The organism is Ruegeria sp. L11, assembly GCF_056531755.1.
The window spans coordinates 867,375-884,632 of record NZ_JBQFMI010000001.1 but is presented as its reverse complement, the minus strand read 5'-3'; the positions used below and the strand labels follow the sequence as shown (position 1 = coordinate 884,632).

The window sequence follows — 17,258 nt, the reverse complement described above, 5'->3', positions numbered from 1 at the left end:
AGAGTGGGGGCGCTCCGATGAGCACAGAAATAGAGCGCAAGTTTCTGGTGGCAAATTTACCGGACTTGAGCCGCGCAAAAAAAGCAGTGGTGCGTCAGGGTTATCTTACCTCTCCGGATGATTCGACCGAATTGCGTCTGCGGCAAAGGAACGATGTGTTTTTCCTGACCTTGAAAAGGGGAGGTGATCTTGTACGTGTTGAGCGTGAGACAGAGATAACCCGAGACCAGTTCGAAACTTTCTGGCCGGAAACCCAAGGACGCCGGGTCGAGAAGGTACGTTACACGGATCAAATGCCGGACGGCCACCAGTTCGAGCTGGATATTTTCTCAGGCGGCCTGGAACCCCTGCGTTTGGTTGAGGTTGAATTCCATACCAGTGAAGCCGCAAATGCTTATGTTCCACCGGATTGGTTCGGTGCGGAAGTCACAGGCGATAAACGGTATAAAAACACGATATTGGCGGTAAACGGACTGCCGGATTAACTCTGAATTGCCAGATTGATCGTGGTTTCCAGACCCGGGTCGCAGTTTCGGGCTGCGAATGTTCCGCCATGCATATGGGAAATCGCGGCAACCAGTGCGAGCCCCAATCCCGCGTTGCGTTCCGTCCGCGCCGGATCAAGCGTGACGAAGGGAAGCTGAAGGCGATCCAACTCTCCGGGCGGAACACCCGGACCACGGTCCCGAACCCGCAATTGGGCAAATCCGCCTTGGGTACCGATTGAGATCGTGATTGCGGTATCTGCCGGTGCATAGCGCATAGCGTTTTCCAGCAGATTGGAAAGAGCCTGCGAGAGGAGGGGCCGGTGCCCCTGAATGGCTGGGGCAGAGCCCGTAACCTCAAGACGGATGTCCTGATCCGCGGCCACCGGATCGTAAAGCTCTACGACATCGCCAACCAGTTGCTGCAAGTCAATGTCTTCGAATTGCTCGCGACCCAGACCAGCCTCGGCCCGCGAAATTTCGGTAAGCTGCCCCAAGACCCGCAAAACATGGTCGATTTCTCCCGTTGCCCGCGCAATGTCGATTTCGCGGTCCAGATCGCTTTTGCCGGGCTCGGAAAGGGATTCGACCCGTTGACGAAGGCGGGACAAAGGAGAGCGCAAATCATGTGCGATAGAGTTTGAGGTGGTGCGCAGATTACTGACCAGCTCTTCGATCCTGTCGAGCATGTTGTTCAGCGTTCCAGAGACCTGATCGAACTCGTCCCCGGTTCCGCGCAGGGGCATCCTTTTGGAAAGATCGCCGGAAACGATGTTTTCGGCTGTGCTTGCAATGTCCGACAGGCGTGAAAACACCAGGCGTGTGAACAGCCAGCCGGTGATCACGCTCAGAACAAATGCTATCCCTAGCGCCAGTGCCAGAGATCGGAACAATACACGGTCGAATTGTTGACGGGCCGCCGCATCCCGTCCCACCAGAAGGCGTTCGCCACCGGGCAGGCGGATCGATGCCGCCGAGATAGGCACCAGTTGGTCATTGTCAGCCCTGCGCAACTCAAGGTCGACCCAACCGCTTCCGGCGGTCACATTGACCGGCCAGGTTTTCAGGTTACCCACAAGCTTGACGCCTTGCCGATCCGCCAGAAGATACAGCGCGTCTCGGTCGGGCGCGCTTGGAAGACGGCGTTCGATCGCTGTGATCAGCCCGATCAGCCCGCGCCGTTCATATTCATCTGCAAGCCCGGTCAGTTCGGCGGACACGACTGATCGGGTTTCGGATTCGATGCTTCTGTTGGCCGTCACATAGACCAATGCCAGCACGGACGCGGTCAGGAACGTGCTTAGCACCATGCTGGTGGCGACAAGTCTTGTTCGTGAATTATTAAGGGAAAGCCGAAGGTTATCCATCGGACATCATGTAACCTGCTCCGCGAACAGTTTCAATTAAAGGTGTGTCTCCGCCTTCATCCAACTGGCGGCGCAGCTTTGAGATGTGAACATCCACAACGTTGGTGTTCGGGTCGAAATGATAATCCCAGACGCCCTCAAGCAGCATGGTACGCGACACGACACGGTTCTTGCGGCGCAGAAAGAATTCAAGGATCTGGAATTCACGGGGCGTCAGCGTGATCTCATGGCCGTCCCGCGTAACCTTGCGGGTCAGAAGATCCATTTCAAGATCCTTGCAGGTCAGAGTCGGCGTTTCCTCGGATTCCTGCGGACGTCGCAACAGGGCTTCGATCCGTGCATGAAGTTCCTGAAACGAGAAGGGCTTGACCAGATAATCGTCGGCGCCTGATCGCAATCCTTTGACGCGCTCGTCCACTGCACTCATGGCCGTCAACATCAAGACCGGTGTTTTCAGCCCTGCTGCACGCAGGGATTTGATCAGGGACAGCCCGTCCAGACCGGGAAGCATCCTGTCCAGCACAATGGCGTCAAACCCGCCATCCGTTGCGTGGTACAATCCCTCGCGGCCATCAGCAGCCGTTTCGACAACATAGCCTTCTTCGCCAAACCCTTTGGCAATGAAATCCCTGGTGTCAGCGTCATCTTCGACGATCAACAGACGGCGGCTCATGATCTGGCTCCTTTTCCCTTGGGATTTAAACACATTATCCAAACAAAGCCCATGGAATGCAGAATATCTTGCCGGGTGCTGGGCACGCACCCGGCAAGCCCGACGGACAGCGGACAACTCAGGTCCGCCGGGTGAGGCGCGCGCCGGATCTCCCCATCAAGCGACGCGCGCATAGTGTTGGTCAGACCAATTCGACGGCAACGAAGATCTGGCTGCCGGCCCGATTGATCAATACCAGTGCCGGGTCTGTCTTTTCGCTGTCCAGTGCCGCCTTCAGCGCTTCGGGTGTGAACGTGTCTTGGTTGCCCAGTTTCACGATCACGTCACCACGTTGCAGACCCGCCCGAGCCGCAGGGCTGTCCGGTTGCAGGTTTGTGACGACCACACCTTCGACGGCTTTAGCGATACCTGCCTCGGCCCGCACCGTTTCGGTCAGGGGGGCCACGGTGACACCAAGCGACGTGCCTGCCGCCTCGGATTCGACAGGGGTGTCGGACTGAGCCGCCGCTGCCTGATGCTGGCCAACGGTCAAAGTGACCGTTTCCTGTTTGCCATCGCGCAGAATGGTCAAATTACTGGCGGTGCCGACCTTGGTTGTGCCCACCAGAATGGGCAGGTCACCACTGGAGTCTACGGCTTCGCCGTTGAAGGACAGGATAACATCGCCTTGTTCCAGAATTCCGTCAGCGGGGCTGTCGGCGACAACATCTGCCACCAGTGCACCCGAGGAGGCATCAATTCCCAGCGCCGCCGCAAGCTGCGGGCTGATATTCTGGATCGAAACACCCAGCCAACCACGGCTGACCTGCCCATCATCCTGCAGATCGGCTGCAATATGTTCAACGATGTTCGAGGTTACGGCAAATCCCAGCCCGACAGATCCGCCACTGGGGGAATATATGGCCGAGTTTACACCAATCACTTCGCCGTCCATGTTGAAAAGCGGGCCACCAGAGTTGCCCTTGTTGATGGCGGCGTCCGTTTGAATGAACTCGGCATAAGGCCCGTCCGAGATATTGCGACCTTTCGCCGATACAATGCCGGTAGTAACTGTCGAGCTCAAACCAAACGGGTTGCCGATCGCAACGACATCTTCGCCAACGCGGATTGCATCGCTGTCACCCAGTTCGACAGCTTGCAGGCCCGGGCCTGCATCGATCTTCAAGACTGCGATGTCTGTCAGCGGGTCGGTGCCAACCACCTCGGCCTCAAATGTCCGGTCATCACTTAGGCGAACGGTTACAGTCGCGGCATTGTCCACCACATGGTGATTGGTGACGATATAACCGGCTTCATCCAGTACAAACCCTGACCCGAGCCCTTGTGCCGGCCCGCGTTGAGGCATGTTGAACCCTTCAGGCCCACCAAAGCGCTTGAAGAATTCCCCAAACGGATGACCGTCGAAATCAAAATTCTGCCCCTGTGCGGGGCTTGAGGCGGCCTTTTGTTCGGCAATGATGGTTACAACCGAAGGAGAAACGGATTCGACAAGATCGGCAAGCGCCTCATCCGCCATCGAAGGTAAAGCGGTTGTGGCCAGCATGGCTGCGCCCAATGCGCTGACCCCCATCCAGTTGGATGTGCGGGGAAGTAAAAGCGAAGATTTTCGGATGCTCATTTCTGTCTCCTGGTTTGATCACGCAATTTCCGTTGCGCGTTGAGACATGAGATGCACTGGCAGGATTGGGGTTTCCTGACTGATCAATTAATAAATCTTAATTTTGCCACAAAGCAGATGTTTTGTGGCGAAGGACGTTGATCAGGATTCGCTGATTTAACCGGGTAGGTCGAAGGCGAATCGGAGGATTGTTGCCAAAACAGACGTCAAACTTTCAAAAAAGTTGAATTTTCATTGTTTTGTTGACAATGCTTTCACTGAACAGTGGGAAAAAATGCTGCTCTTCCAATGGTTGTGGGCGAGTCCGGGAGTCATCGGACTTGACGCTGTAACTTTGCTGACAGGCAGCTGAATGGGTGCATAAGTTTGCGCTTAATCCCGAATCGTTGATATGCGCACCGGACTTGGATCGCCTATAGGTTGAGCAAGCCCTGGGGCTATGTTGCCTAAAAGCCAAATCGAGGTGCGCGAAATTAACCTATTCTTCCAATTTTACGTTGTTTCTAAGGATCGGATAAGTGAGGATGAAATTGCCCAAGTGAGGGGAAGCCAAAAGCGCTAGGGGGCGCTGGCGGCTAACTCAGTTACCGGAAGTTTTAGCGGCGTGTTAACGAGGGGGTCTTGTTTAGGTTTAGCTGCTAGGGAACCAGAGTGTCTTTAAGACCTATTGGTCAAACTTTTGGAGTTGTGGAAAGTGGTAGTCCTGTATTGGGCACCGGCCCGGTCGATATCGACCGGGCCGTGTTTATTCAAGAAGTGCGCTTCTTGCACCAAGCATCCCAATCTTCCGGCGTATCCAAATCCATAACCGCGTTTTGACCGGGAAGGGGTTGCAGGAATACGCCACCCTGTTGTGACCGAACCACCGTCTGCGCGCCGTGATCGCCGTGCAATGCCAAGAGCTGACTGAAAAGCGTCCGATCGAAGATCACCGGGTGCCCGGGCTTTCCATCTGCGGTTGTTCCGCGCCAGATTACATTGTCGGGATGTAATTGACGTGCATTCAAGATCGTTCTCAGATCAGCCTGGGTCAGGTCAGGTAAGTCGGCCAGCAAAACCATGACTGCGGGTGCGTCTACAGGAAGGTATTCTATGGCGGTGCGCAAACTGGCGTTCATTCCCTCTGCCGCGTCCGGAACCGGAACGGTCTGAACATCCAGTCCCGCAAGTGCGTCATATCTTGGGTGTGGACGCGGTGGCAGGGCGACAAGGACAGGCGCCACACCACGCGCAAGGGTCGCCGTACGGGTCAGCAGTGGAATGCCGTCGATTTGCTGCAAAAGCTTGTCCAACCCGCCCATACGACTGGATTGACCGGCGGCAAGCAGGATGATTGGGATTTCGGTCATTGTGCCTCACTGCCGTCAGTCATGTGTGCTGTCATCCCCTCATGCGTGTGCCATCTGAGTCAAACAAAGGTGTCGAGATAACCTTCGCTTTGCGCATCTGCCCCAGAATCTCGATTTCAACCTCCAGACCATCTTCTATGCGCCCGGACGGAAGAAAGCCCATGGCGACGGATTTTTGCGCAAAATGAGAGTAGCCGCCCGAGGTACAGAACCCGACAACCGAACCATCCAGCCAGATCGGTTCATAGGCGTTGACGTCTGCATCGTATGTTTCAACTTCGAAGGCTGCCAGCTGGCGGGTGGTTCCGTTGGCCCGTTCTGCTTCCGCTGTATCGCGGCCGATGAAACGGGTGCTTTTGTTGAAAGCAATGAACCGGTCCAACCCCGTTTCTGCGGCGGTGTAATCTGGCGAATATTCCCGCATCCATGAGCCAAAGAACTTGTCTAGCCGCAGGCTCATCATTGCGCGCATTCCGAACGGAACAATGCCGTGGGGTTGTCCGGCCTCCCACAGCGTCCACCAAAGCTGACGCTGCGCTAAGGGGTCGCAATAGATTTCGTAACCAAGATCACCCGTATAGCTGACACGCTGAACGATACAGTCGGTCATGCCGACAGTCATCCGGCGCACGTTCAGGAAGTTGAAATCGGCCAAGTCGTCTCGGGTGCAGGCTGCCAGAACCTGCGTTGCCTTCGGGCCGGCAATCTGGAAGCCGTTCAACCGGTCGCTGACGTTTTCAATCCTCACGCCGTCCTGAGCGTTTTGCTGGAACCACCGCATGTGGAAGGCCTGACTGCCATAAGACGCCGTAAGCTGGAAGTCGGTGTCAGTCAGGCAGGAAACGGTGAAATCACCGATTAGCTTGCCCTTGTGCGACAGCATCGGGGTCAAAGACAGCCGACCGGGTTTCGGAATGCGGCCAGCCATGATCCGGTCCAGCCAGTTCCGAGCATCGGGTCCGGTGATGCGGTATTTGCCGAAATTGTGGACTTCGTTGATACCCACAGCTTCACGCACCGCCCGCACTTCGCGCCTTGTCGCCGTGAACGCGTTCGAGCGGCGGAAGGATGGCGTTTCAAACCCCGGCTCATCTTCCTGAGCAAAATAGTTTGGGACCTCAAGGCCGTATTGCTGCCCCCAGACCGCGCCCAGCTCGCTGAAGATGTCATACATTGGTGTTGTGCGGTTGGGGCGCGCGGCAGGCAGTTCTTCGTTCGGATAGGCGACGCTGAAGCGTTTCTGATAATTCTCGATGACTTTGGGGCGGGTGTAACCTGGGCTGATCCAGTCTCCGAAGCGGGCAACATCCATGGCAAACACATCGCGCTCGGGCTCGCCTTCGATCATCCACTGCGCCAGCGTCAGGCCAACGCCGCCACCCTGACTGAACCCGGCCATGACACCGCAGGCCGACCAGTAGTTGCGCATTCCGGGTACAGGGCCGACCAGCGGGTTGCCATCAGGGGCAAAGGTAAACGGCCCATGGATCACCGATTTTATCCCAGCCTCAGCCAGCACAGGAAAGCGGCGATACGCGAATTCGATACTGTCGGTGATCTTGTCATAGTCATCGGGCAGCAACTCGTGCCCGAAATCCCACGGGGTGCCGTCTACTGCCCAGGGCTTGCAGGTCTGTTCGTAGAACCCGATGCACAGGCCACGCCCTTCCTGCCTTAAATAGCTTTCACCTGCCGGATCCATGACATGCGGATGCTCGCCACCCGCATCGATAATTGCTTCGATCTGTGGGATCGCGTCGGTGACAAGATATTGATGCTCCATCGGGTGCAGGGGAAAATAGACACCGGCCATGGCGCCAACTTCACGTGCCCAAAGCCCGCCTGCATTAACAATGTGTTCGGCATGGATTGTGCCCTTGTCGGTGACGACATCCCAGCTTCCATCGGGGCGCTGGTTGGTTTCACGCACCATACAATGGGTTTCAATTGTGGCACCGCCCATTCGCGCGGCCTTGGCATAGGCATGGGTGGTGCCTGAGGGGTCCAAATGTCCATCCAGCGGATCATAAAGAGCACCGATAATTCCGTCGATATTTGTAATGGGCGCGATCTTTTTGATTTCTTCCGGGCCGACGATTTCTGTTTCAAGCCCCATGAACCGATGCTTGGCGCGTTCCGCCAGCAGCATATCAAACCGGTCCTGATTGTCGGCAAGTGTCACACCGCCCACGTGGTGCAGGCCACAGGACATGCCGGTGATCTGTTCCAGTTCTTTATACAGCCTGATCGTGTATCCCTGTAGCGCCGCCATGTTGGTGTCGCCGTTGAGGGTGTGAAACCCGCCTGCCGCATGCCAGGTCGATCCGCTGGTCAGTTCGGACCGTTCCAGCAACATGACGTCCGACCACCCGAGCTTGGTCAGGTGATAAAGAACCGAACATCCGACCACACCGCCACCAATGACGACCACCTGGCATGTGTTTTTCATCCGCTCCTCCTTTTCTGGTAGGACGGTGCAGATCAATGGCAAAGCATTCTGTCAAACGAGCGACAGAGCGCGTCGTTTTTGTCTAGCGTCCAAACCCTATAAGGGCCGCACTTTCAGGGCTGTGATACGATTGCCTTCGCGTGCTGTAACCTCGAACCGGAAGCCATGGAACGAAAACACTTGCCCAACAACCGGGATCATCTGGGCTTCGTGGATGACAAGACCAGCAAGAGTGTTGGCTTCTTCATCCGGTAGCGACCAGTCCAGCGCACGATTGGCGTCGCGAATGGTCATAGCACCTTCGACAAGGAATTGGCCATCATCCGTTCGAACGACCGGCACTTCTTCGGCGATATCGAACTCATCGGCGATTTCGCCCACGATTTCTTCCAGAATATCCTCAAGCGTGATCAGTCCACGCAATGAGCCGTATTCGTCCACCACCAGCGCAAAGTGACCGTGCATTCGCAGAAACTCGCGCATCTGGTCATCCAGAGTTGTGGTCTCCGGAACGAAATAGGGGGCATTTGCGACCTTGCCGATATCGAAGCTGGCCAGCCGGTCGGTGCCGCCGTCGCTGCTGCCAGCCTGTGCATACATCGCGCGGAACAAGTCCTTGGCGTGAACAACGCCAACAATGTTCTCCTGCTCGTCCCTGAAAACAGGCAGACGAGTGTGAGGGCTTTCAAGGCATTGCCTCAGGATAGCTTCGGGTGGGGCGTTCGCATCGATCATCTCGATGTTGGAACGGTGGAGCATGATCTCTTCCACCGTGCGGTCGCCCAGATCCAGTGCACCGAGGATGCGGTCGCGATCTTCTTTTTCGACAACCCCTTCCGAATGGCCCAGTTGCAGAGCGCCTGCGATTTCTTCGCGCACGGCCAGAATATTGCTGTCAGGATCGATCTGAACTCCAAAAAGGCGCAATACGCCACGCACCAACAATCGTACGGCCGCGACGACAGGTGAAAACACCGTCACGACCACGCTGATGATCGGCGCAACGGCCGCAGCGGCCTTTTCGGAATTGGTGATGGCGTATGTCTTGGGCAGCACTTCGGCAAAGATCAACACCAGAAAGGTCATGACCAGCGTTGCCAATGCCACGCCGCTTTCGCCAAAAAGACGTGTGAACAACGCCGTCGCCAGTGACGCGGCCAGAATGTTGACGAGGTTGTTGCCCAGCAGAACCGACCCGATCAGACGTTCGTTGTCGTCGGTGATTTCCAGAGCCTTTTTGGCCCCGCGCGATCCCTTGTCGGCCTGAGCGCGCAGTTTCCCCCTAGATGAGGCGGTCAGCGCCGTTTCCGAGCCCGAGAAAAATCCGGACAGGATAAGCAGGAACAGGATAGCGCCGGTCGTAAACCAGAATGCGCCGTCGATCATAGAAGGTAAGGGTTCCATTGGTCCTTGATAGGTTAGTGTACTGCATCCGTTATGGGGACGTCGCTCCGCTGGATCAAGGTCTTAGCCTTTGTCCTCATTGCGGTCTTTGCTCAGCGGGTGATGTTGCAACACCAGTTCCGCCAGACGTTCATCCAGAACATGCGTATAGATTTCGGTCGTCGCCACGTCTGCATGACCCAATAACGTCTGGATCGATCTCAGATCAGCACCATTGGCCAGCAGATGCGTAGCGAATGCATGGCGCAGCGTGTGTGGTGTGACTTTTTCAGAAGAAACACCGCCGCGTACAGCCAGCTCTTTCACCAGCAAAAAGAACCTGTGCCGTGTCAGATGACCGGACTTACCGCGTGATGGGAACAGAAAGCGCGAGCGTTGAGCGCCATTTTCCACGGCCAAATCCTCGGCCTCGTCCCGCGCGGTCAGCCACGCGGCCAGCGCATCCCGGGCCGGGGGCGACAGGGGGACCATTCGCTCCTTCCCCCCTTTGCCCAGCACCAGCAGCATCCGGGGATCGCCACGGGCCGAGGAGACTGGCAGGGAGACAAGTTCAGTCACCCGCATTCCGGTGGCGTACAAAACCTCCATCAGGCAGGTGTTTCTTAGCCTGTCAGCTTCGGTTCTCCCGGTTTTTCGGGCGGCCTCCAATAAACGATCAACTTCGGGCACATCCAGCGTCTTGGGCAGCCGTTTCTGCCGGCCGGGACCTTTGATCTGAATGGCAGGATTGGCTGCGCGCCAGCCTTCCTCGAAGGCAAACCGGTACAGCTGCTTTATTGCAGACAAACGCCGCGCGCGGGTCGAACGTGACAAGCCCTGTGCATCGCAGTCGATCAGGTAGGCTTCGATCAGGTCGCGATCTGCCTGATCAAATCCGGATTTCTTGCGGTCCAGCCATTCGGCAAAATCTTTCAGATCGCGCCCATAAGCCAGCAGCGTATTGGTCGCAGCGCCAAGCTCTGCCGCCTGCGCCTGCAAGAACGTTGAAATCCACAGTGCGTCTGATGCCGGAGAGCCCATGATCAACGCTTTTGCAGGATCAAAAGGGACAGGGCCGCACGTCGCGCGGTGTCTTCCAGCCTAACGCGCCGAAATGTTGCAATTGCCGCTGTCAGGTCCACCAGATTGCCCCGCGCGCCATGTGCAAACAATTGCATGGCTTCAATTATGGCTTCGCCCAACTGACCGTTGGTCAGCAACGCATCAATGTCGCCTGGCACAGGCGCTGCCCATTCGAACCCCTGAGCGACGGCATCAGCCAAAGGGGACGGGGACACCGCGCGCCCGGGATCGCCTTGTGCCAAAGCGGCAAGAAACCGGGTTTCGTTCGATGTGTCAGGTGTTGACAAGGCGGCCTGTTCGTAAAGCCCGGACAGCATCAGAATACGCCAGCGCAGGTTTTCGGTGGCAGCAACCGGTAATGTGACAGTCGACAAGCGCTCGGCAAACAGTTCGGCAAACGGAACCTCAAGCCCGACACCGCGCATCTGTTGCCAGACCGGCTGCAAGGTCTTTCCGATCGCTTCCGCGTTCCCGGTGTCTAACGCGCTTTCAAAACGCTGAACGGCGGCCACCCGATCCCAGACAGCACCTGAGGCCGCCGGGTCACGCTCAGTATAAAGGCCCAGCAGCTGATTGGGGGTTAATGCGCCAATGCGGGTAAGCCGTTCCGCTGCTTCGATCTGTGCCTTCCAACCTGCGACATCGCGCAGATCCGCATTGGCAAACGCCCGTGGCAGCGGAGCGGAGGGAAGTCGTTCGCCAATTGCCTCAAACAAACGGAACGTCAGGGGATCAGGGTTCTCAGGCTGCGGCAGGTAAGCTGCGCCTTCATACAGTTCCGGGCTGAGGAAACGGTCCAGAACTGCCAGATCCTCGGGTGGAAGGATTTCAAGCGCATGCGCTGCCTCAAGGGTCAGCGCGGCTGAAGCCCAATCCCCGCGGCGGGCCTTGCAGAAGATCTGAGCCGCATAGTTCCGCGAAAGATGCGGTTCGGCAATAAGGGCGGTACAACTGCGATCCTCATCCCCGGTCAAGAGCGTCGCATCGAACCAGCGCTTGAAACGGTCTTGCGTGTCAGTAGGTCCGGCCAGTTGAACAAGCGATTGCGCCGGATCAGCGGCACCCAGTTGCATCAACCGATCCAGCCGCGCCAGTAAAAGGGTTTCTTCGGCCAGAGGCCCTGACGGCGCGCGTGTTTCAGACAAGAGTAACGTGAACAACAATCGCTGCATCGCCGGGTTGTCACGCACGTGGACGTCGGCGATCAGTTCGGCCAAGCGATCCGCATCGCTGCCTTGCCAAAGGTCGACGGGCAGGCCAGTGACAGAGGACGAAACAAGGCCCAGCGGCTGCGACAGCGCTTCAAGCGAAGTCACCTCAATTCCTGGCAAAGTGCCATCTTGCGTGACCGGTGGTTCCAGCAGAACGGTTCCCGGCAGGTTTTCCGGCGGGTCTGTCAGCCATTCGATGGCGGACAAGGGTTCCTGCGCATGTGCTGACCCGGCCAGTGTGATTGCCAAAAGCAGTTGCTTAGTTGACATCCAGTACAACCGGCTCGCGAATTTCACTTTGAGGCGCAGAGAAATCCACGCCAAAGAATGGACCGACATAGGCATAGGCAACCAGCCCGATGAATACTAGGCACAGAACATATATCAGGAATTTGATCAGACGGCTCATGGCGTCACGCTGCCTCAATTTTTGGTTTTGACCAAGTTATAACTGGCATTTTTCCCAAGATCACGTCATTCACGGTGAAATGAGCGAAATTAAGCATAACACGCACTCAGCGGACGCGCAGACCCGATTTGCTCTGCACAAAACCGTGGTTCTGGTGGGGATGATGGGGGCTGGTAAGACAGCCGTGGGCCGCGCTTTGGCCGCGCGTCTGGGTGTTCCCTTTCTGGATAGTGATGCCGAAATCGAATCAGCCGCCAACATGACCATCCCCGAAATCTTTGAGCGGGACGGGGAGCCGTTTTTTCGCACCAAGGAAACACAGGTCATCAGCCGTCTGCTGGACGAGAAAAAAGGCATCCTTTCAACGGGTGGCGGGGCGTTTCTTCAGCCCGACAACCGGCGTATGATCACCTTGCGCGGGGCGTCTGTCTGGCTGCGGGCAGACCTGAGAGTTTTGTGGAACCGAGTTCGCCACAAGGACACGCGCCCGCTGCTGTGCACTGCTGATCCTTATGCGACATTGAAAGCCCTCTACGAGGCGCGTGTTCCGGTTTACGCCGAGGCAGATTTGATCGTGGATTCGGATGGCGAAACTTCGATCGAGAATATGGTGGACCGGGTTGTCGACGCCTTATTGGCGCGCCCTGATGTTTTGGAAATCAGATAATGCATCAAAGAGTACACGTTGAACTTGGAGACCGGTCGTATGACGTTGAGATCGGTCCGGATCTTCTGGCGCGCGCAGGCGATTGGATTGCACCGCTATTGGCGCGTCCTAAGGTGGCCGTCCTGACAGATGAAAATGTCGCTGATCTGCATCTGGAAACGCTGCGTGCGGGTCTGAAAACCACCGGGATCGAAATGTCCGCGCTGGCCTTACCCGCCGGAGAGGCAACAAAAAGCTGGCCACATTTCGAACGCGCGGTTGAGTGGCTGTTGACTGAAAAGGTTGAACGCAGCGACGTTGTTGTGGCCCTTGGTGGTGGGGTAATTGGTGATCTTGCCGGCTTTGCCGCAGCCGTTCTGCGCCGAGGTGTTCGGTTCGTACAAATCCCCACGTCTTTGCTGGCGCAGGTCGACAGCTCTGTCGGGGGGAAAACAGGGATCAACGCCCCTCAGGGGAAGAACCTGATCGGCGCTTTTCATCAGCCATCGCTGGTTCTGGCCGATACATCTGTGTTGCAGACCATGTCCCAGAGGGACTTTCTTTCAGGGTATGGCGAAGTGGTGAAATACGGCTTGCTTGGGGATGCTGATTTCTTTGAATGGCTTGAGGCGAACGGGCGAAGTGTGTCTTCAGGCGACATGGCCGCACGTGTGCGTGCGGTAACCCGCTCGGTTCAGATGAAAGCCGATATCGTGGCCCGGGATGAAACCGAACAAGGTGACCGCGCCCTGCTGAATCTGGGGCACACCTTCTGCCATGCCTTGGAGGCCGCCACAGGGTATTCCGACCGTCTTTTGCATGGCGAGGGCGTGGCCATCGGCTGTGCACTTGCGTTCGAGCTTTCGTCCCGCCTTGGCCTGTGTTCACAAGAGGACCCAAGCCGGGTACGCGCACATCTGCGGGCGATGGGCATGAAAACGGATCTGGCTGATATTCCGGGCGAATTGCCAAGTGCCGAGGTGCTGGTGGATCTGATGGGGCAGGACAAAAAAGTCGTGGACGGCCAACTGCGGTTTATCCTGGCCCACGGAATTGGTCAGGCATATGTGACTTCGGATGTGCCGAAGGATGCGGTCTTGTCGGTTCTGTCGGACGCTCTCGCCCCGGTGTGACGCAAGGGGTTAACGACCCTGAATGACCATCAGCTCGCCGATGTTTTCGCGGGTTATGTAACCGATCATGCGACCGCCATGGGTCAGAACTGCAATGGCCGGCGCCCCATTGTGCAGGTGTTCCAGCACGTCCTCAAGGCCGGTTGTCAGCAGGACTGTGGGGACGTTTGTATCCATGATCGAGGTCGCGGGTGCGGTTCTGGGCTGGTCGCTTGCAAGGGCGGTGAACAGGCGATCGCGTGTCACAAAGCCCAGCAACGTGTGATTTGGGTCCAGTATCGGAAATTCGTGCTGCGTGGTGTGAATGACGGCTTGTGCAGCTGTGCTCAGCGTATCACTGGGAGAAAGTGCGTGAAACTCGGTGATCATCGCGTCACGGGCCAGAACACGACGAACCGCAGATCGCAAAGCGACTTCCTGGCTTTCTGCATTGGCTGCAAAGAACACGAATACGGCGATCAATACCAGAATTGGATTGCCAGAGCTCAGCCCTAGAAATCCAAACCCGATGGCGACAACCTGGCCACCAACGGCTGCAATTCGGGTGGCTTTGACACGATTCATGCGTAAACACAGAAGTGCGCGAAAGACGCGGCCTCCGTCCATTGGGAAGGCCGGGATCAAGTTGAAGATGGCCAAAAGCAGATTGATATAGGCCAGCTTGTCCACAATCCTCACATTTGGTGACTCCAATTGCGCGAGGGTCTCAAGCGGCATCCCTGCGCCAAGCACGGCAAGGCCAATGAAGATAGCGATATTCACTGCCGGGCCCGCAAGCGCCACCAGAACCTCTTGCATCGGTTTTTCCGGCATTCTCTCAAGCCGGGCCAGGCCGCCGATGGGCAGAAGGGTGATGTCGGGGGTTTTGATGCCATAGCGCCGCGCCATAAGGGCGTGACCGAACTCATGCGCGACAACGCAGGCAAACAGCGCCAGAACAAAGAGAAGGTTCTCAATCGCGGCTGGCATTCCACCGGCTGAGAAAGCGGCAAAACCGACCCAAGCGAGCAGCAGAAAAAAGGTGACATGGACCCTCAGTTCGGACCCGAGCAATCGGCCGAGAGAGAAGGACCATGTCATGTTGTTTCTCCGTTTTACTTAGAACGGAATCTCGTCGTCGTCGATTCCGCCCGATGCGGGCGCCGGAGAGCTGGATGGACCGCCATAGGGGTCACCGTAACCGCCACCGGCCTGGCCGCCACCATAACCGCCGCCGCTGCCGCCACCGCCTTCACTACGACCGTCCAACAGGGTCAGTTCCCCGCGATAGGGGCGCAAGACAACCTCGGTCGTATAACGATCCTGACCGGACTGATCCTGCCATTTGCGGGTTTCCAGCTGGCCTTCGATATAAACCTTGCTGCCCTTGCGCAGATATTGCTCGGCGATGCGGGCCAGCGGTTCCGAGAAGATGGCAACCGAATGCCACTCTGTCCGTTCACGACGTTCACCCGTGTTGCGGTCTTTCCAGTTTTCCGAGGTGGCAATGCGCAGGTTGCACACTTTGCCACCGTTCTGGAACGACCGGACTTCGGGGTCGCGGCCAAGATTTCCCACCAGAATGACCTTGTTGACTGAACCCGCCATGTAAATCCTCGTTCTGTTCTGCGTAAATGCGCCGAATCTGGCGCAATGAGTTTCGTGAGACCCTATACGGCCTGCATCATGGTTGAAAACAGTTGATACAACACTGTCGAACAAGAGTCTTACTGTACTATTTACCAAGCTTTCATTTTTTGCGGGAATACCTATACTCCCACTGGTTTTGATCGAGCAGGATAAGCAAAGATGCGTTCTTGGGTTGCTGGGTTTTCCGTTGCCTGCCTTGTATTGGCCGTTGCGCCGGTGCAGGCACAAACATTGTCCAGCAAAAGCCGCAAGGATATTTTCCTGAAACAGGCGAAGGTTCTGGATTCTCGTGCGGCAACCCAGTACCGCGACTCGGCCCGGCTGAAACCCAAAACAACGCGCGATCAGGTCAGCAAACGATATTCAGGAAAATATCGCGGAGAGTATCTGGAAATCGCGCGGCGTGTTGCCCGCCTTCACAACATCCCTGAAGATCTGTTCTTGCGTCTCGTGCAGCAGGAAAGTGGATGGAACCCTCAGGCGAAGTCACATAAAGGTGCGTTGGGATTGGCGCAACTTATGCCACAAACGGCTGAGCTTTTGGGCGTAAACCCGCATGATCCCAAGCAGAACCTCGAAGGCGGTGCTAGATATCTGTCCTGGCAGTACCGCAAGTTCAAATCGTGGCCTTTAGCGCTGGCGGCCTATAACGCGGGGCCTGATGCGGTTGAAAAGCATGGTGGTATCCCGCCGTACAAGGAAACCCAGAACTACGTAAAGATTATCTGGGGCGGCTGAAACCGATGCTGCGCCGCAGAGTGTCGTATTCTTGATTCAGTGTAACGCCTCCAACTAACCTGACAGGGTATCGCCCAATAACTGGTGAGGCCCCTTATGCCTGCTGATCACCCGCAGATTCCCAAAGAAACGCTGGCAAACTGGCAGCAACTTGTTGATCTGGTCGCAGAACTGGCCGACGTGCCCGCAAGCCTGATCATGAAAACCGACGCGCCGGATCATGCGGTTTTGATCACATCCGATCACCCCGAGAATCCATATCCGGTCGGTCTGAGTTTCCAGTTGAACCCCAAGCTATATTGCCAGGGTGTTCTGGAGCGTGACGGAGAATTGGTGGTCGAGGACGCCAAATGTGATCCGGTTTGGGCGGACAACGACGACCTGGAACACGGAATGACCTTTTACATCGGCTTACCGCTGAAATGGCCCGATGGCTCGGTGTTTGGCACAATCTGTGTTCTGGACCGTAAACAGAACCGGCGGGCCTTGTTGTTCCGAGAGGGGCTGGCGCAGTTCGCGCGCATGGTCGAGTCGGATTTGGCTTTGTTGCAAGAGGTTTATCTGAGACGCGCGTTGGAGGAGAAACTGAACGAAACACTTGCCCAGCTTGAAACGCGTGTTTCGGATCGAACCCGAGAGTTGCAGGAGACGAACACAGCGTTGCGCGTATTGCTCTCAAGTCTCGACGATGACCGCAAGAACCGGGATCACGAAATCGTCGAGCAGGTTCGAAGCAGAGTTTTGCCGTATCTTGAAAAGGTTCGGGCGCAGCTTTCCGGCGACGAGGCGCAATTTGTCTATCTTGAGCTGGCCGAAAAGAACCTGAACGAGATCACATCTTCGCTGTCTGACAAGTTGACGGATGCCTTCGCGGCAATGACCCCGACCGAAATGGAAATTGCACAGATGGTCATGTTTGGGAAAACCACAAAGGACATTGCCAAGGCCCTGTCCCGAGAGACGTCGACAATCGATTTTCACCGCAACAACATTCGTCGAAAACTAGGACTTGAGGGACGGGATCAAAACCTGCGCAGTCATTTGCTCTCGATTTCGTGAATGCCGAATATGGGGATTGCCCCCAT

General features: G+C 56.5%; 16 protein-coding genes. 5 read left to right on the top strand and 11 right to left on the bottom strand.

Annotated elements, in window-relative coordinates; translation table 11 throughout:
- The first annotated feature begins 17 nt into the window (after positions 1 to 17).
- Entirely contained in the window at positions 18 to 485 is a 468-nt protein-coding gene (locus tag ACR0CE_RS04370; protein WP_480831085.1) for a CYTH domain-containing protein, read from the top strand.
- Here ACR0CE_RS04370 and ACR0CE_RS04365 read toward each other — a convergent pair.
- The 9 genes from ACR0CE_RS04365 to ACR0CE_RS04325 form a co-directional block, all read right to left on the bottom strand.
- Complete coding sequence (locus ACR0CE_RS04365; protein WP_480565059.1) at positions 482 to 1,852, bottom strand: sensor histidine kinase; 1,371 nt, start codon at positions 1,850 to 1,852, stop codon at positions 482 to 484. The genes ACR0CE_RS04370 and ACR0CE_RS04365 overlap by 4 nt on opposite strands.
- The gene (locus ACR0CE_RS04360) at positions 1,845 to 2,525 is read right to left on the bottom strand and encodes a response regulator transcription factor (RefSeq protein ID WP_267366336.1); all 681 of its coding nucleotides are present in this window, start codon (positions 2,523 to 2,525) and stop codon (positions 1,845 to 1,847) included. Before ACR0CE_RS04360 ends, ACR0CE_RS04365 begins: the two co-directional genes overlap by 8 nt.
- Positions 2,526 to 2,706: 181 nt before the next feature.
- The gene (locus ACR0CE_RS04355) at positions 2,707 to 4,143 is read right to left on the bottom strand and encodes a DegQ family serine endoprotease (protein WP_480831083.1); all 1,437 of its coding nucleotides are present in this window, start codon (positions 4,141 to 4,143) and stop codon (positions 2,707 to 2,709) included.
- Positions 4,144 to 4,892: 749 nt separating this feature from the next.
- Entirely contained in the window at positions 4,893 to 5,492 is a 600-nt protein-coding gene (locus ACR0CE_RS04350; RefSeq protein WP_480558567.1) for a nucleotidyltransferase family protein, read from the bottom strand.
- Between the two features lie 31 nt (positions 5,493 to 5,523).
- The gene (locus ACR0CE_RS04345; RefSeq protein ID WP_480505429.1) at positions 5,524 to 7,941 is read right to left on the bottom strand and encodes a GcvT family protein; all 2,418 of its coding nucleotides are present in this window, start codon (positions 7,939 to 7,941) and stop codon (positions 5,524 to 5,526) included.
- A 96-nt stretch (positions 7,942 to 8,037) separates the two neighbouring features.
- Positions 8,038 to 9,327, bottom strand: coding sequence for an HlyC/CorC family transporter (locus ACR0CE_RS04340; protein ID WP_480831080.1), 1,290 nt, complete (start codon positions 9,325 to 9,327; stop codon positions 8,038 to 8,040).
- 81 nt (positions 9,328 to 9,408) lie between these two features.
- Positions 9,409 to 10,365: a site-specific tyrosine recombinase XerD gene (locus tag ACR0CE_RS04335; protein ID WP_480493336.1), complete on the bottom strand. Its 957-nt coding sequence runs from the start codon at positions 10,363 to 10,365 to the stop codon at positions 9,409 to 9,411.
- Between the two features lie 2 nt (positions 10,366 to 10,367).
- A complete protein-coding gene (locus ACR0CE_RS04330; RefSeq protein ID WP_480831077.1) occupies positions 10,368 to 11,888 on the bottom strand; it encodes a hypothetical protein in 1,521 nt (506 codons plus the stop codon).
- Complete coding sequence (locus ACR0CE_RS04325; RefSeq protein WP_480472404.1) at positions 11,878 to 12,027, bottom strand: hypothetical protein; 150 nt, start codon at positions 12,025 to 12,027, stop codon at positions 11,878 to 11,880. The genes ACR0CE_RS04330 and ACR0CE_RS04325 overlap by 11 nt, the downstream gene beginning before the upstream one ends.
- A 79-nt stretch (positions 12,028 to 12,106) precedes the next feature.
- Here ACR0CE_RS04325 and ACR0CE_RS04320 point away from each other — a divergent pair, with 79 nt between their 5' ends.
- Both ACR0CE_RS04320 and aroB read left to right on the top strand, forming a co-directional pair.
- Positions 12,107 to 12,694, top strand: a complete 588-nt coding sequence (locus tag ACR0CE_RS04320; RefSeq protein WP_480831076.1) for a shikimate kinase — start codon at positions 12,107 to 12,109, stop codon at positions 12,692 to 12,694.
- Positions 12,694 to 13,806: a 3-dehydroquinate synthase gene (gene aroB / locus ACR0CE_RS04315; RefSeq protein WP_480831074.1), complete on the top strand. Its 1,113-nt coding sequence runs from the start codon at positions 12,694 to 12,696 to the stop codon at positions 13,804 to 13,806. The genes ACR0CE_RS04320 and aroB overlap by 1 nt, the downstream gene beginning before the upstream one ends.
- Positions 13,807 to 13,815: 9 nt before the next feature.
- Here aroB and ACR0CE_RS04310 read toward each other — a convergent pair whose 3' ends face one another.
- Together ACR0CE_RS04310 and ssb are read right to left on the bottom strand one after the other, a co-directional pair.
- Entirely contained in the window at positions 13,816 to 14,886 is a 1,071-nt protein-coding gene (locus ACR0CE_RS04310) for a site-2 protease family protein (protein WP_480565034.1), read from the bottom strand.
- Positions 14,887 to 14,904: 18 nt separating this feature from the next.
- Entirely contained in the window at positions 14,905 to 15,393 is a 489-nt protein-coding gene (gene ssb / locus ACR0CE_RS04305) for a single-stranded DNA-binding protein (RefSeq protein WP_209504119.1), read from the bottom strand.
- A gap of 201 nt (positions 15,394 to 15,594) precedes the next feature.
- Here ssb and ACR0CE_RS04300 point away from each other — a divergent pair, with 201 nt between their 5' ends.
- A complete protein-coding gene (locus tag ACR0CE_RS04300; RefSeq protein ID WP_480481225.1) occupies positions 15,595 to 16,173 on the top strand; it encodes a lytic transglycosylase domain-containing protein in 579 nt (192 codons plus the stop codon).
- A 96-nt stretch (positions 16,174 to 16,269) separates the two neighbouring features.
- Complete coding sequence (locus tag ACR0CE_RS04295; protein WP_267363905.1) at positions 16,270 to 17,232, top strand: LuxR C-terminal-related transcriptional regulator; 963 nt, start codon at positions 16,270 to 16,272, stop codon at positions 17,230 to 17,232.
- Positions 17,233 to 17,258 lie beyond the last annotated feature (26 nt).